Annotated in this window: 13 protein-coding genes; 6 read left to right on the forward strand and 7 right to left on the reverse strand. The window is 52.7% G+C overall.

All coding sequences use genetic code 11. The features are described 5' to 3' along the window. The first annotated feature begins 20 nt into the window (after window positions 1-20). Window positions 21-1,313 carry an FAD-binding oxidoreductase gene (locus Q0816_RS00965; protein ID WP_298846490.1) on the forward strand — a complete coding sequence of 431 codons (1,293 nt, stop codon included), beginning with the start codon at window positions 21-23 and terminating at the stop codon, window positions 1,311-1,313. A gap of 21 nt (window positions 1,314-1,334) precedes the next feature. Here Q0816_RS00965 and Q0816_RS00970 read toward each other — a convergent pair whose 3' ends face one another. Together Q0816_RS00970 and Q0816_RS00975 are read right to left on the reverse strand one after the other, a co-directional pair. Then, window positions 1,335-2,678 (reverse strand): MATE family efflux transporter, encoded by a 1,344-nt coding sequence (locus tag Q0816_RS00970; protein ID WP_298847246.1) that lies wholly within the window; start codon window positions 2,676-2,678, stop codon window positions 1,335-1,337. A 36-nt stretch (window positions 2,679-2,714) separates the two neighbouring features. Continuing rightward, window positions 2,715-3,353 (reverse strand): TetR family transcriptional regulator C-terminal domain-containing protein, encoded by a 639-nt coding sequence (locus Q0816_RS00975; protein ID WP_298846493.1) that lies wholly within the window; start codon window positions 3,351-3,353, stop codon window positions 2,715-2,717. Between the two features lie 139 nt (window positions 3,354-3,492). Between Q0816_RS00975 and Q0816_RS00980 the strand changes: the two genes are divergently transcribed. From Q0816_RS00980 to Q0816_RS00995, 4 genes are read left to right on the forward strand one after another with little or no spacing between them, the layout of a single operon-like run. Next, entirely contained in the window at window positions 3,493-5,130 is a 1,638-nt protein-coding gene (locus tag Q0816_RS00980; RefSeq protein ID WP_298846496.1) for an NAD(P)/FAD-dependent oxidoreductase, read from the forward strand. Further along, the gene (locus Q0816_RS00985) at window positions 5,127-6,659 is read left to right on the forward strand and encodes an NAD(P)/FAD-dependent oxidoreductase (protein WP_298846498.1); all 1,533 of its coding nucleotides are present in this window, start codon (window positions 5,127-5,129) and stop codon (window positions 6,657-6,659) included. The genes Q0816_RS00980 and Q0816_RS00985 overlap by 4 nt, the downstream gene beginning before the upstream one ends. Continuing rightward, complete coding sequence (locus Q0816_RS00990; RefSeq protein ID WP_298846501.1) at window positions 6,656-7,831, forward strand: glycine cleavage T C-terminal barrel domain-containing protein; 1,176 nt, start codon at window positions 6,656-6,658, stop codon at window positions 7,829-7,831. The genes Q0816_RS00985 and Q0816_RS00990 overlap by 4 nt, the downstream gene beginning before the upstream one ends. 13 nt (window positions 7,832-7,844) lie before the next feature. After that, a complete protein-coding gene (locus Q0816_RS00995) occupies window positions 7,845-9,224 on the forward strand; it encodes an aminotransferase (protein WP_298846503.1) in 1,380 nt (459 codons plus the stop codon). 33 nt (window positions 9,225-9,257) lie between these two features. Here Q0816_RS00995 and Q0816_RS01000 read toward each other — a convergent pair whose 3' ends face one another. Beyond that, window positions 9,258-10,037 carry a methyltransferase domain-containing protein gene (locus tag Q0816_RS01000; protein WP_298846505.1) on the reverse strand — a complete coding sequence of 260 codons (780 nt, stop codon included), beginning with the start codon at window positions 10,035-10,037 and terminating at the stop codon, window positions 9,258-9,260. 187 nt (window positions 10,038-10,224) lie between these two features. On the opposite strand from Q0816_RS01000, the gene Q0816_RS01005 reads away from it, so the two are divergent. Beyond that, window positions 10,225-12,684 (forward strand): FAD-dependent oxidoreductase, encoded by a 2,460-nt coding sequence (locus Q0816_RS01005; protein ID WP_298846507.1) that lies wholly within the window; start codon window positions 10,225-10,227, stop codon window positions 12,682-12,684. A gap of 25 nt (window positions 12,685-12,709) precedes the next feature. Here the strand turns inward: Q0816_RS01005 and Q0816_RS01010 are convergent, their stop codons facing one another. From Q0816_RS01010 to Q0816_RS01025, 4 genes are all read right to left on the reverse strand, one after another. After that, window positions 12,710-13,342, reverse strand: a complete 633-nt coding sequence (locus Q0816_RS01010) for a TetR/AcrR family transcriptional regulator (RefSeq protein WP_298846508.1) — start codon at window positions 13,340-13,342, stop codon at window positions 12,710-12,712. Window position 13,343: 1 nt separating this feature from the next. Beyond that, window positions 13,344-14,186, reverse strand: coding sequence for an ABC transporter permease subunit (locus Q0816_RS01015; RefSeq protein WP_298846510.1), 843 nt, complete (start codon window positions 14,184-14,186; stop codon window positions 13,344-13,346). After that, entirely contained in the window at window positions 14,187-15,080 is an 894-nt protein-coding gene (locus Q0816_RS01020) for an ABC transporter permease subunit (protein ID WP_298847251.1), read from the reverse strand. Window positions 15,081-15,145: 65 nt separating this feature from the next. Further along, window positions 15,146-16,228 (reverse strand): ABC transporter ATP-binding protein, encoded by a 1,083-nt coding sequence (locus Q0816_RS01025; protein WP_298846511.1) that lies wholly within the window; start codon window positions 16,226-16,228, stop codon window positions 15,146-15,148. Window positions 16,229-16,261: the final 33 nt, after the last annotated feature.

Raw genomic sequence — 16,261 nt, forward strand, 5'->3', positions numbered from 1 at the left:
GGCAAGCGCGAGGCCACTAGATGATCCGAAACGAAAACCCAACCATCGCAAACAGCCTGTGGTCAGCAACCGCAGGGTATTCATCAGAATGCCCGCAACTCGTTGGCGAACAGAACTCTGACGTGATCGTGATTGGCGCCGGGTTCACCGGACTCTCGGCAGCACTTCATCTGGCCGAGCAAGGCGTCAATGTTGTTGTGATCGATGCCCAACATCCGGGCTGGGGAGCTTCTGGACGCAATGGCGGTCAAATCAATGTAGGCCTAAAGGACGGGCCGACGGGCATCAAAACCAAATTTGGTGACATCTGGGGAAACAGAATGATCCGAATGGCCGGTGACGCCACCGATCTTGTGTTCGACTTAATCGTTCGGCACGGGATTGAGTGCGACGCAAATCGTCCAGGCTGGCTGCGCGCAGCGCATACTCAAAAAACACTCAGTGAACTACACAAACTAGCCGAAGATTGGGACAACCACGGCGGCGGCATGATGCGGCTTGATCAAAGCGAAATGCAGCGCCTGACAGGGACCGCATCTTACCTCGGTGGCGTTCTGGATCGTCGCGGCGGTGTTTTGCACCCATTGAATTATGCGCTTGGGCTAGCCGAAGCAGGTCGCCGCAATGGCGTGCAAATCTTCGGCGAAACGCCCGCCAACCAGATTACTTCAGAGGCCGGCCGCTTTCGGGTTGAAACTCCCAAAGGAGCTGTCATCTCAGAAAAAGTGCTGATCTGCACGAACGCCTATTCTGGAGACCTGCATCCGCGGTTGGCTCAGTCAGTTTTGCCCGTTCGCTCAGTTCAGGTTGCTACGTCGCCCCTGTCTGACAATGTCCGCCAGACAATTCTGCCAGAAGGCAACGCTTTGTCAGATGCACGACGCCTCCTGCTGTACTTCAGGCAAGACGCGGAGGGTCGCTTTCTAATGGGAGGTCGCGGTACCTACAACGACAACTCCACCCTCAAACAAATCGAACGCTTGAAACGCATCTCTGTCGAACTTTTCCCCCAATTGTCTGAAGTTCAGTGGGAATACGAATGGGGCGGCTTTGTCGCACTGACAAGAGATCACTATCCACACCTGCATGAACTCACACCGGGGATAATGACAGGTTTGGGATACAATGGGCGCGGCGTTGCCATCGCCACGGCAATGGGGCGCGTCCTCGCTAAATGGGCGGCTGGAGCCAAAGCAGACGATCTGGAATTTCCTGTCACCCCCCTCAGACCACTGCCCTTCTCGTTCGCAAAAGAAACTCTTGTCGAAGTAGAAATCCTACGCCTTAAACTCTTAGACAAGTTGGGTCTTTAGTGAGCTCGCAAGCAACACCGACTAGCGGTTTTTGGAGAAGAAGCGATAGGTCAACGCGATAGCGGCCAAAGAGAGACCTGAGCCGTACCCAATCCAAACTCCATTGGGGCCGAACCCAAGCCAAAAGCCCAGCGCATATCCAAGCGGCAATGCAAAAACCCAATAGGCAATCAGGGTAATGGCAACAGGAACGTGATTGTCCATCATGCCCCGAAAAGCGCCCAGCATTGTCCCCTGCACGCCATCTGCAATCTGCATTGCAGCAATCACAAGGAACATCGATATCGCGAGAGAAATGACCTTTGGGTCATCTGAAAGGCTGTTTGCCAAAGGGGCACGTCCAAACAAAATTCCAGTGACGACCACGGTCATCCAACCAACAACAACAAACAACGAAGCCAACACAATCGGCTTGAGCCTTTCTTTTTCATCAGCACCAATTGCCTGAGCTACGCGTATAGAAATCGCAATCGAAACGCCTAACGGCACCATGTAAATGACGTCGCTGACTGCCGAAACGATTTGATGCGCGGCAAGCGCGGCGGCACCGAACCAACCAAGCATAAGGCCGGCGACTGCGTAAGCGGCCCCCTCCCCCAGATAGCCAACGGAAATAATGAATCCTTCTTTGAGCTGCGCTTTGACCTCGGGCCAATCGAAACTCGCGGCTCTCAGAAGGCCTCTCTTTCTTCTCCACTCTCGCAAAATCAAAAGTGCCGCAAGCAACGGCACTATCTGAGACAACAGACTTGCAATCCCGGCGCCAACAATACCCAGACCCGGCCAGCCACCAACTCCGTGGATCAAAACATAGTTCGAAGGGATGTTGAAACCGACCGCAAGAAACGCAAGACCAACCCCAATCCAGGGACGGTTCATGGCGTCAAAAAGAGCCTTCAGAGTATAGAAAATCGTAAAGGGCACCAAAAGAAGGCTCATAGCGATCCAGTACCCGCCTATTAGACTGACCACTTCAGGCGGCTGCCCAATCCAAGAAAGAGCAGGCTTAAGGCAGTTCATTGCAACAGCGCCAACTGACCCCACGACCAAGGAAACAAAAATCCCGGCGCTTTTTGCTGCTGCCAGCCCTTGGTCACTTGTTTTCCCAAAAGCTTCTGCCATACGCACACCAATTGCGGACACAAAGCCGTAGAGCGCTGAATAGAAAATGATCAGCACCGAGGCCGTGATTGAGACCGCCGCCAGAGGAAGTGTACCCAATGGGGCCACCATCACTGTGTCAACGACACCAATCAAAGCAGCAGCAGCAAGAGAAATGACTATCGGGAGAGCAAGCCGCGCAAGGTAACGCGCCTCTTTTAAGATCGCGCCCCAGGATGGCCGAGGCTGCTGCGATATCCGCACTCGCGTCATATTGTTGGGCCTTTCAGTCGAAATTGACTAAGCCGTATCTCCAAGTAATTCTGGAACCAAGCGAACAAGGCATCCCCAGGCAGCCTGTTCCGCCTGCTTTCGGCTCAGGCCTTGCGGAGCGAGATGCAGTCGTTGCCAATAGCCATCCGTTAATGTCTCCATCCATTCAGCCATTTGGTCTGCTGAAGCAACGTCGTCAGCCGAGAGCATTTCATTCCAGATAAATCTTAAGGTCTCTCTTCGACGTGTCTCGAAATGCTCGGCAACTTCATCATACTGCAATTGAAATCGAAGCTCGCCCCAGAATGCATACCAAAGGGGTAAGACATCCGGACCACACGCATCAGGGTGGAAGTCAGCTTTTATTAAAGCCCTTATCTTTTCGGCGGGCTTGTCCCCTGCTCGCTCTAAAGAAGCTGTCCAGTGCTTTTCGTAACGCTGGTACAGGTCACGCAAAGTTTCGGTCAGAAGACCTAGCTTTGATTTGAAATAAAACGCCGCAACACCCTGAGAAAGCTCAGCCTCAGACGCCACCGTTGCAAGCGTCGTTTTTGCCAACCCGTGCATCAATATAGAGCGGCAAGCCGCGTCCAGCAGCTGCCGGCGACGACGATCTGCGTTCTCCTTCCGCTCTTTGCGAGGACGTTTCCGCTCAGCTTCGACCAATTGCCGCTCCTCCTACGAATGCAGCCATGTACAGCGCGCAAAAAAGATGCGTCAATAGTCTAAAATTTATTTGAGCGCTCAAATAAACTTTACGAACACACACCTGATCTGTAAATGGAATAGAAAGGGGTGGAATAATTTGAAGGTTGAGAACAGATACGACGTGATTGTGGCCGGTGCTGGTCACAACGGATTGACCGCAGCAGCCTATTTGGCGCGCGCTGGCATGCGTGTTTTGGTGGTCGAAAAGAACGACTGGATTGGTGGCGCGGCAGTCAGCCGGTCACTGCACGAGGGTTGGACGTATTCGAATTGCTCATACGTTTGTTCCCTTCTGCGGCGTGAGATTGCCAGGGACCTTGAGCTACCAAAATACGGGCTACAAGTTATACCGTATGAGGGTGGCGCGAGCTTTACTCGCGATGGGGATTACTTCGCCTACTATTCCGATCACAACGCACTAAAGCGTGAAATGGCGCGTCATTCCGCAAAAGATGCCGACGCCTATCGCGGTTACTCGCGATCCATCATGAGGCAATGCCGTTTCATCCGTCCCTTTCTACTTCGGGACGCACCGGACCCCGCCTCTCTCCACCCGCGCGATCTCGGCGAACTGGCTTACCTCGTAAAAAAAGCAAATGGCCTGGGTAGTCGGGAGCTTGGTGAAACGCTGAAATTCTGGACAATGTCCATTGGTGACTTTCTGGATGAGCATTTCGAAAACGATTTGATTAAGGCCCATTTGGCAGGCTCAGGCATTATCGGCACCGGCCTCGGAGTGTACTCGCCCGGAACGGCCTACGTACTTCTTCATCACTACATGGGTGACATTGATGGCGGCATCGGTGCCTGGGGTTTCGCGCGCGGCGGGATGGGCGCGATTTCGAATGCGATTGCGGCCTCATTCAAAGAGCACGGAGGTACGATTCACACAGGTTCAGGGGTTGAGAAAATCCTCAGCAAAGATGGACGCGTTGAAGGCGTAGCTCTTGAGGACGGCAAGGTTTATTATGCCCCTGTCGTTGCCTCCAATATGGATATCAAACGCACTGTTCTGCACCATATTGACGCGGCCGAGTTACCGGATGAATTCACCAAGGCGGTGCGGAACTTCAAAATTCGTGGGTCTTCGGCAAAGCTCAATATTGCGCTTGACCGCTTTCCAAATTTCCCTGCAGCACCCGAGCACACCAGCTTCCTCAGGGGTGATTTGCATGTATCGCAGAGCCTCCTTGAACTTGAAAAGGCCTATGATGATTGGAAAGTCGGGCGCTGGTCGGAAAAGCCTTATATCGACATGCTCATCCCTAGCCAGATTGATCCGACTATGGCGCCGACAGGTGCCCACATGATGACGGTTTTCGTCCAATATGCTCCTTATGATATAGAAGTCGACGGCGTTAGATCTGCCGAGAATTGGGACGAAAAGCAGCGCAACGCGATAGCAGAAACTGTACTCGACCAGATGTCTGTGGCGTGTCCCGACATTCGCGAGCGTGTTGTTCATATGGAAGTTCGTTCACCATTGGAAATCGAACGCGAGGTCGGTCTGACAGAGGGCAACATTTTCCAAGGCGAACTGACTTTTGATCAGCTTTTCTTCAATCGGCCCGTCCCGGGTTGGTCGCAGTACGATTTACCCATCAAGGGGCTTTATTTGTGCGGTTCGTCCGCCCATCCGGGCGGAGGGGTTATGGGCGCCCCCGGTGCGAACGCTGCCCGCGCTATTCTTAGGAGAGAAACACGGCATGGCCGAATGAAAGGGTATGCCGCATGAGCCAATTTGATGCGATTATCATTGGCGGGGGTGTAAACGGCCTGATTGCCGGAACACTCCTTGGTAGACGCGGCAAGAATGTCTGTATCATTGAGAAATCCAACAGGTTCGGCGGCATGGCGTCTTATTCCGTGGATGGCGGCCCGACTCTGGCCCATTCGCTATATAACCTGAGCCCGCGGGTCTTGAGTGACATCGGCATAGATCCTCAACACCCTGTCCTGTCCGGCAAACCCGTCTCCACGGTTTCTTTGTCTGAGGATGGGCGGCATATCGTCTTCAAGAACGAAGGCGTCTTTTGGAGCGAAGGGGCAAAACACCCGGAATCCGACGCCTGGACCGATCTGACACAGCAGTTGATTACATATGGGGGCCTTTTGCGCCAACTCGCCGAGGCCCCACCACCCGGCGGTCAAAAAGCCATCCTTTCGCGGGGTGGGCTGAATGAGTTTTTGCGCCTGGCAAAACTGGGCATCGGATTGAAAAAGCTTGGAAAACCCGAAATGCGGCGTTTCTTGCAGGTCGTTTTGTCCAATGTCCACGACATTGTACTTGATGACTTGCCGGAAGGATCGGTGGCTGGAATGCTTGCTGCTGATGCAATCTGGGGGTCAGCCACCGGTCCGCGATCTCCGGGCACCGTGTTCAATCTGATTTATCGGCTGGGCCACGGAGGTAACATCACACAACCAGCAGGTGGGATGTCCGCGCTGACCGATTTGATGGTTGAAGCCGCACAAAAGGCGGGGTGCGTGCTGATGCCGGAAACTGAGGTATTTCGCATTCTGTTGGACGACGACACAGTCTCCGGAGTGGCAACTAACGATGGACGAACCATTTCGACACCTATTGTGCTCAGCAATCTCGCTCCGAAACTAACAAGCCTAATGACCGGACACTCTATTTTTGACATCGAAACGACTCGGCAATTTCGAAATATCCGGGCTCGTGGAACAGCGGCTAAGGTCAACCTACGGCTAAAGGATAGCTCCCCCCTGCCCGGCCTGCCCGACGAATTAGCAGACGAACGTCTGATCTATGCCCCTTCTGTGGGGTACGTCGAAGCCGCGTTTAACCCAGCTAAGTATCGTCAAATGTCGAAAGCACCTGTGATTGAAGCCTTCAAAATGCAGACAGCGGATGGGGCAAGCTGGTTGTCAACCATAGTGCAATATGCACCATCTGACCTTGAAGGCGGCTGGACTGAGACGGCCAAGGAACAGCTTGCGGAAATTACAGTTGAAACTCTTAGCCGCGCCCTGCCCGGCTTGGGTGATCAAATTGCAGGTAAGCAGGTCATAACACCGGATCAAATCGAAAGCGCAACCGGAGCGCCGGGGGGGCACTGGCACCATGCGGAAATGTCTTTGGACCAGCTCCTGACACTTCGGCCTGCGAACGGGATGTCCAGATACTCCATGGGGCCGAAAGGGCTGTTCCAATGCGGTGCAGCAACGCATCCCGGTGGTGATGTCATGGGCCTCGCTGGTCGCAATGCGGCGCTGGCAGCACTGGAGGCTCAGCCATGAGCATCTTTACCGATCCAAAACTAGGTTTGATACCCGGGGCGTTTCACAAAAAACTCGAAGAGCAAAATCGCGCACAAAATTGGTACGATTGGGCCGGCTTTGCCGCCCCAGGTGTGCTGGACAGTGTCGAGTTCGAGTACTTCGCGCTGCGAAATCAGGCATCCTTGTTCGACATCTCACCAATGCACAAATACCGATTGATCGGGCCGGACACGACAGCGATGCTCAATCGCCTCGTGACACGGGACGTCCGAAAAATCAGCGTTGGTCGCGTGGGGTACGTGGTCTGGTGCGATGAAGAGGGTATGGTCATCGATGACGGGACTGTTTTCCACCTTGGCGACAACAATTGGCGTCTTTGCTGTCAGGAACAAATGCTGACATGGCTACTCGATGCTGCATGGGGTTTTGACGTTTCAGTCGTCGACGAAACTCACAGTGTTGCTGGACTTTCGCTGCAAGGGCCGACCTCTTATGCAATTCTGGAGGCCGCTGGGTTTGATGTCAGTAAGCTAAAGCCGTTCGATCTCGCTCAAATTGACCACAATCTCATGATCTCGCGGACGGGTTTTACCTATGATTTAGGTTACGAGCTCTGGTGCGACTGGGACAAGGCAGAAGCGCTTTGGGACAGAATTTGGAAAGGCGGCGAACATCAGGGACTACGCGCTATTGGATACGAAGCTGTAAATTTGGCCCGCATCGAAGCGGGGTTTCTGACCGCAGGTGTGGATTTTCAACCAGTTCATGGGACCGAACGGTTGCACCGAGGCCAAACACCCTTCGAACTTGGTCTGGGTCGGCTAGTCGATTTCAACAAAGGTCATTTCAATGGCCGGCGAGAGCTGCTGTCCAAGCGAGAGAGTCCAAGAAGCCTCCTCATGCGTTTCGATGTCGAAGGTTTCAAACCCTCACAAGGGTCATTGATCTACAATCGACGCAAGAAAGAAGTTGGGCACATAACGTCCGGAATCTGGTCGCCAACCGCCAAGCGCAACATCGCGTTGGCACATGTCCGTATGCCGGATGCTAGCCGGTCATCCGGCTTAAAGGCCGAGATTTACACTCTGCAAGAAGGCAAATGGCGCACCAGGATGGCGCGCCTCACTCCTGTCACCAAAGCCTTTTTCACACCGCCCCGCGCACGAGCTACGCCACCGGCTCGCACTTAAAGGAGAAGCAGACGTGAACAACCTAGGCAATACACCAAACGACGGCGACCTTGTCGCTTGGGATCGCGACCATCACCTACATCCTTGGGCCGGAACTGACGGCTTTGGGTCCGACGAGTACATGCGGGTAAATACAGCGGATGGTATCTACCTTTGGGATGCCGCCGGGAAGCGGTACATCGATGGCCCCGGCGGTATGTGGTGCACGCAGATCGGATACGGGCGACAAGAGATGGCCGATACCATTTCCCAACAGGTTATGAAGATGCCTTACGCGTCGCCGTGGTCGTTTACGACTGAACCCGCGGCCGTTTTGGCGCGAATGATCGCAGAACGCACACCGGGCGATCTGAACACAGTGCACTTCACTACCGGTGGGTCTACGGCCGTTGATACCGCGTTGCGGACCGCGCTTTTCATGAATAAACGGCTCGGCCGACCGGAAAAGAGAATCGTGATTGGACGGGAAAAAGGCTACCACGGCTCCACTTTTCTCGCCGCTACTGTCACTGGAAAAGAACGTTTCGAAACAAGCTTTGAAAAAGCTCAGGATCTGGTGCGCTTCCTTCCTGACGTGAACCCTTACCACCGGCCAGAAGGGATGAGTGTTGATGCCTGGTGCGACGCTAAAGTCGCCGACCTTGAGAACCTGATTGCTGACGTAGGCGCCGACCGTATTGCCGCCTTTATCGCCGAACCGATCCTGTGTTCCGGCGGTGTTATCGTTCCGCCTCCGGGCTACCACAAGCGCACGCTCGAAATTTGCCGGGCAAACGACATTCTGTACATTTCGGATGAAGTCGTAACTGGCTTTGGCAGATTAGGACATTGGTTCGCCTCAGAAGACGTCTTTGGCATCGTCCCTGACATTATTACATGCGCAAAAGGTTTAACCTCAGGTTACCTGCCACTAGGCGCCTGCGTGATCTCGGACTCAGTAACGAAACGCATTTCCGAAGCACCGGGCGACGATGTTTTCTATAACGGTTATACCTATTCAGGGCACCCGGTGAGTTGCGCGGCTGCAATCAAAAACATCGAGATCATGGAGCGCGAGGATATTCTAGGACACGTTCAACGCGTCACACCGCATTTCCAGGACCGCCTACATCAAATTAAGGAAAAGTTTCAGATAGTTGGGGATGTGCGCGGTGATGGGTTTCTCGGGTGCATAGAATGCCGCCCCGGACTGAACGTCGAGAGTTACGAAGCGCATGTGAAGTTTGGGCAGAAACTGGATGATGCGTGCGAGGAGATGGGATTGCTATTGCGCCCCTTTGGAAACATGGCAGTGTTCTCGCCGCCCCTGATCATAACTCCGTCGCAGATAGACGAAATGTTCGACATCATGGAGGCTGGTATGGCGCAGGTCAGCAAGGGCTACGACACATAACAGTCAACGCGCTAAGACAAGAAGCCTGTCCGATCAGGCTGGTTTCCGACCACGTATGTGATGTGGGCAATGCTCTCCGGTTTTCAACACGGGCTGCATAGCATCCCAAATCTCGATCTGATGTTCGATAAACTCCGCACCATGCCGGGCTTCCCAGTCGGCTCGGTTTGGTCCGGTCAATTCGTCAAGTTCCGCAGCGGATACCTGAGCATACCAAGGGTTGCGGTTGACAAACTCTACATCCTCAAAGCCAGCCATCTCCATAGCAGCGCGGTACTTAGAGGGCGACGCCATTTGAAACTCCAAGGCTTCCATCTTTACGTAGTGCGCCATCTCAGGTGACATTTCCCCGTCGTGATTGGTCAACCAGTCAGAAGCCGCGAAATAACCACACGGTTTAAGCACGCGATACGCTTCCGTGGCCATCGCTACTTTGTCGGGGATATGAATGATCGAGTCTTTGGAAAACACAACGTCAAAAGTACCATCTTCGAATGGCATTGGGCCTGGGGTGACCTCTATGATTTCGATCTTTCCTTCCAGACCTGCCCGCCTAACTCGGTCTCTCGCAGCTGCGCATACTGGGGCCTCTACATCAATGCCGGTCACATTGGCAGCGCCGAGTACCTGTGCCAGCAACACCGCGATAGCCCCAGAACCACAGCCAATATCGAGAATATGCTTATCCCTCAGATCAATCCTCTCAACAACTCGAACGACTTCTTCAGGGCCTCCCGGTGAAAGAAACCCCTCCCCCCAAAGCTCCTCCAGAAAGTTGATCACCTGTCGATCATATAGGATTTCGTCTGACATAGAATTTCCCCGCAGCTGATTGTCAGTCAATCATTGTAGTGAAGCCTTTTCCCCCTGCTCAGACAAGCTTTATTGCGAAATCGCAGGTCAGTGATATGATTTTAATTGAATGACTATTCAGTCAATAGACATTAATCGTATTGAGTGATATTCGGAGAAAAGAACGCTAAGATAGGAATTTCTTGCCATGGACGACATCCTTCCGACGCATGTCCAAACCGTGATCATTGGCGGGGGATCTATCGGCGCGAACACGGCCTACCACCTTACTAAGCTCGGCCATACCGATGTTGTGGTTTTGGAACAGGGGCAACTGACATCAGGAACCACTTGGCACGCCGCAGGTCTGATTGTAGCCGGCCTTCTCAAGTCGGAAGCTGAGTGCGCCATCTACACGCATGGGCGGGACCTTTATGCGAACCTAGAGAAGGAAACCGGTATATCCACAGGTTTCCGCGACGTTGGATATCTGCAAATTGCAACCAACGAAGAACGCCTGCATGAGATGCGCCGTGTCGCAGCCTTCATGCGGCGTTTTGGGATAAATAACCATGAAGTCTCGGTAAAAGAAGCGCAGGATATGTTCCCTATTGGGGACCTATCAGACGTCGTTGGAGCATTCCTAATTCCCGAGGACGGTCGGGCTAACCCTGTGGACGTGACAATGTCTCTGACCAAGGGAGCCAAAAACAGAGGCGCACGTTTCTACGAAGGCATGCGGGTTGAAGAGATTTTGGCCAGTAACGGCACCGCGACAGGGGTCCGCACCGCAAGTGGTCACACCATAGCAGCGGAAAATGTTGTGATCTGTGGTGGCATGTGGTCTCGCCAACTGGGTGCAAAACACGGTGTAAATCTACCCCTCCAGGCGGCTGAACACTACTATCTGATAACGGAGAGTATCCCGGGCCTACCCCGCGATCTGCCTGTTCTGGAAGACCCTTCTACGTACACGTATTACCGCGAAGAAGTCGGTGGGATGATGTTGGGGCTCTTTGAACCCGGCGCTGCGGCTTGGAAGCTCGATGGCATCCCGGATGAATGGCAATTTGGAGAGATCGAGCCAGACTGGGAACGTGTTGGACCCGACCTGGAGAAGGCCTATTCGCGCGTACCTGACACCATGAACTACGGAGTGAAAAAACTATTCTGCGGACCGGAAAGCTTTACACCTGATCTTGCTCCGCTTGTTGGCCCGACGCCTGAACTGCGCAATCTCTGGGTTGCATGTGGGATGAACTCACTTGGCATCCTGAACGGCGCAGGCACAGGCATGGTTTTGGCCCATTGGATGGTGGATGGCTTGCCGCCAATCGATGTCACGGGCATCAACGTCAATCGCTTCTCCCGTGAAATGGCGACACCGGCTTTTCGACGCGACAGAACACCTGAATTGTTGGGAAAGCTCTTTGGTCAGCACTACCACAATGAGAACTACAAGACGGCCAGGAACGTTAAGCGTTCAGTGCTCTATGACCGTCTCAAACAGGCCGGAGCCTTTTTTGGCGAAGGAAATGGTTGGGAACAACCTGATTGGTTCGCACCAACACCCGAACAGGCCAAGGTCGAGAAATACAGTTGGTATCGCCAGAATTGGTTTGAATGGCACGCTGAAGAACACAGGGCAGCACGCGAGGATGTCGTCGTAATGGACATGACATCAATGGCGTGTTTCAGCGTCGAAGGCCCGGATGCCTGCGCCCTTCTCTCTCGCCTTTCTTGCAATGAAGTCGATGTTGAACCCGGTCGCGTTGTCTACACAGCCTGGGCAAACGAACGAGGTGGGTTTGAGGCTGACCTTACAGTTACCCGACTATCCGATCAGAAATACTGGGTCATCGTGGGTGAAAACTCGGCGGGTCACACCGAAATGCGCATGCGACTGCACATTCTGGGCGATGAGAACGTTGTTATCACAGACATCACCGCAGGGCGCTGCCAAATCAACATTCACGGTCCAAAGTCACGCGAACTTTTGAGCAGAATATCTGGTGCTGATTTGTCCGACGAAGGTTTTCCCTTCATGACTGCTCGAGAAATCGACATCGGGTACGCCGTAGCTATGGCCTATCGCGTGACCTTTATCGGCGAACTAGGCTGGGAACTTCACGTGCCTGCCACTCAGGCAGTACAGTCTTACGATCTGATTATGGATGAAGGTCGTGATTTGGGCGTTCGCAATGCCGGGATGCAAACCCTTAACTCCCTGCGCCTCGAGAAGGCTTACCGTGACTTCGGAATTGATGTGGACAACACAGACAACCCAATTGAGGCCGAGCTTGGGTTTGCCATCAAACTGGACAAACCCGGTGGCTTCATCGGCAGGGAAGCACTAACCGCAATCAAAGCAAAAGGCACGCCCAAGAACCGAATGTTGCAGTTCCTGCTCAAAGACCCAGAGCCTCTCATGTACGGCAACGAGATGATTTATCTAAACGGCAAGGAAGTCGGATATATTCAAGTTGGTGGATATGGGCACACTCTCGGCGCTGCTGTCGGTATTGGTTTTGCAGAGATTGGCGAACCGTTGACTGCAGACGTAGTCGCAACGGGGCAATGGCAGGTCGAAATTGCCGACGAGAAATACGACGCTACCGCCTCGTTAAGGCCGCTTTATGACCCCGTCATGCAAAAGGTAAAGTGTTGAAGTACTACTGTTCGAGGCTTTTAGCTCAGACAGGAAAGTGTTTTGGGAAAAACCGCGACAGCGAAAGCATGCAAACATCCCTGAATTTCCGACGATCAGCCACATTGGGATACAACATCAAGCTAAGCCAGGCCCCATCAGACATCGCCTCTACAGCACGGGCTGTTTTCTCTGGATCAAGATCGTCATAACCACCATCGGCAATCAATTCACCACACAGTTGCAGAATTCGATCGTATCTTTCATTGTCGTATTTATTGTGTATTTTCAAATAATTAGGGCGATACTTTGCTTGACCCCAGAAAGCAAACCAGACAGCCAAGCGCTTGTGGGTGCAGATGCTTTTGTCAAAATCCGCTCGAATGATGGCAGCCAGCCTATGTGCGGCTGTAGGTTCCGCATCGTCGTAAGACTTTAGCCAATTCTCATAATGTTCTTGTGCAAGGAAACCCAGCGCAGCGTCATACAGTGCTTCCTTGCTGTCGAAGTGATAGTTCACAACGCCGTGAGACAGATTGGCAGTTTCGGTCACATGTTTAAGCGTCGTGTCAGAAAACCCGCGTTTCGAGATCGAGTCGATGGCCGCCATAATCAACTGCAAGCGACGAACTTCAGGAGGTTCGGTGCGTCGTTTTTTCTGAAGCTCATGCGTCTCCATTTTAACTCTCCTCTCGTTCGGCCATTTGCCTGTCCAGCAAATCCGCTCTCTGTTGCCGGAACATAACTATAGCTGCGATAGCGACACAAATGGCAATCACAAGGATCATGATGGTCGCCAGCGCATTAATATCCGGCCTGAGGCCTAGTCGAATGCGCGAAAAGATCAAAATTGGCAAGGTATTTGCACCTGGTCCAGTAACAAAACTTGCTATGACCAGGTCATCGAGAGACAGAGTAAACGCCAATAGCCAGCCGGAAATAAGGGCTGGTGTCAGCTGTGGGATCGTGATGGCAGTCAGAACTTTGAAAGGTTTTGCTCCAAGATCGGCAGCCGCTTCTTCCAAAGTTTGCCCCACGCCGGTCAAACGTGCCTGAATTGTCACCGCCACGTAAGCCATTGAAAAGGTTATATGCGCGATCGTAATCGTCGCAAAACCACGTTCCGCCGGCCATCCGATCAACTGGTTCAGGGAAATAAAGAAAACCAACAAGGACAATCCGGTTATCACCTCGGGCATCACCAAAGGGGCGACCAACATACCACCAAACAACGTCCGCCCTTTGAACCGCCCAAAGCGCACCATAGCCAGTCCTGCCAAGGTTCCGAGCGCTGTCGCAAAAGTAGCGTTCACAACAGCAATCTGAAGACTGAGTGCAACAGCACTCCAGACTTCGGCAGATTGGAAGAGCTCCTTGTACCAACGCAGGGACCATCCTCCCCAAACAGGTACGAGTTTGGAGTAGTTGAACGAGTAAATGACCAAAAGGATCATCGGGATGTAAAAGAATGCCAATCCCAAGGTCAGCATGATGGTCAAAAAGCGGGAGCGTTTAGCGTACATTTATTGCTCCTCCGATGCTTTGCCCTGGTAGTGCTGGAACACCATGATGGGCAGTACCAGAATGATAAGCAGAACAATCGCCACCGCCGCAGCGACCGGCCAATCACTGTTTCTAGAGAACTCATTGTAGAGAACCCGGCCAATCATCTGCACGTTCCCGCCCCCCAACAGGTCGGGGATAACGTACTCCCCGGTCGCAGGGATGAAGACTAACAACGAACCAGCGACAATACCGGGCATCGTCAGCGGCAAAGTAATTTTGAAAAACGTGTTCGTTGGCCGGGACCCAAGATCGGCTGCCGCTTCGTTCAGACTGTTGTCCAACTTCTCCATATTCGCGTAGAGCGGCAGGATCATGAACGGCATATAAGTATAGACGATCCCGATATAAACGGCGAATTCCGTGTACAGCATGCGGATCGGCTCGTCGATTATACCCAGCGCTATCAGAAGATTGTTGATCGTGCCTTGATCCGCAAGCAGGCCCATCCATGAATAGACCCGCAATAAGAAAGACGTCCAAAACGGAAGAATTATAGCAAACAACAATAGCGGCTTCGCGACCGGCCCTGATCGCACGATTGCATAGGCAATTGGGTAACCAAACAAGAGGCAAAACAACGTGGAAGTCGCTGAAATTTTGATAGAATTGACGTAAGTATCAAAGTACAGGCTGTCTTCCCAGATGTAGATAAAATTGTCGAATACTAGACGGATCGTCACGATCCCGTCGCCCGTCCACTCAATCAAACTGGTGAATGGAGGGCTTGCAATCGCTAGCTCGGCCAAGCTTATTTTGGTAACGATAAAGAACGGCGCTAGAAAGAAAACGAGCAGCCAGAAGAACGGCAAGACGGTAACGATCTGACGCCACCTGCTTTGTATACGCCGCATTGCCAAACGGAGTATTGGCTGTCGTTCAACCGGAAGCGGTTCGGACATATCCTCCGTGAAATCCGTCATGAGTGGAGCAACATGGCGCTAGACGGATCCCAGCTAATATTCACTTTGTCTTCCCAAGTTATTCGCTGTGTAGCCTGCGTCGGGCGAGACTGATTAGGTCGAGTGACGTCGAAGACTTCGCCGTTGGGAAGCCTTACCTTGTAGATTGATGTCTCTCCCAAATACCCAACGTCGTCGATGACTGCCGATGTCTGATTAGAGCCTTCAGCGGCCTCATCCGATTTCTCAAGACGAATTTTTTCTGGCCTCAACGCGACCCAAATTTTGCTGCCAACCTTTACCGAATGACCGTGATCGATAAAAACCTCGCAGAACTCGGTCTCAACCCGAACATGGTCCGCCCCGTCCTCGGTTACCCTGCCCTCAAAAATATTTGCTGACCCAATGAAGTCAGCGACAAAGCGGGATTCAGGGAACTCATAGATCTCTGTTGGCGTGCCAATCTGCTTGAAACGACCCGCGTCCATGACAGCCATTCTCGAGGACAAGGTCATTGCTTCTTCCTGATCGTGGGTCACAACGATAAACGTGACACCGACCTTGTCCTGAATGTTTGCGAGTTCAAACTGCGTTTGCTTACGCAGTTTCTTGTCAAGCGCAGCCAAAGGTTCATCCAAGAGCAGCAACTTGGGACGTTTGACTAAGGCCCGTGCCAAAGCAACGCGCTGACGTTGTCCGCCAGATAATTGCTTGGGTTTTCTCTTTTTGAAATCTTCCAGCTCAACGAGCTTAAGGATGTCGTGAACCCTGTCCGCTAAGTCGAACTTGGGGATATGGTCTTGCTCCAACCCGAAGGCCACATTTTTTTCGACGGTCATATGCGGGAACAACGCATAGCTTTGGAACATCATGTTGGTTGGACGTTCGTAGGCGGGCACATCGGCCATATCGACACCGTCGATCGTAATTGTGCCTGCGTTCAAATCCTCAAACCCTGCAAGCATTCTGAGCAGTGTCGACTTTCCGCATCCTGATCCACCCAGAAGGCAGAATAACTCTCCTTTGTAGATATCAAGATCGACGTTATCGACCGCAGTCACTTCACCGTATTTCTTGGTTACACCTCTGATTTGGACCAAGGGTTGCTGCTCTTTTTGCTCGAGCCAAGGTGC

It is taken from the genome of uncultured Ruegeria sp., assembly GCF_947497005.1.
Taxonomy (GTDB): Bacteria; Pseudomonadota; Alphaproteobacteria; order Rhodobacterales; family Rhodobacteraceae; genus Ruegeria.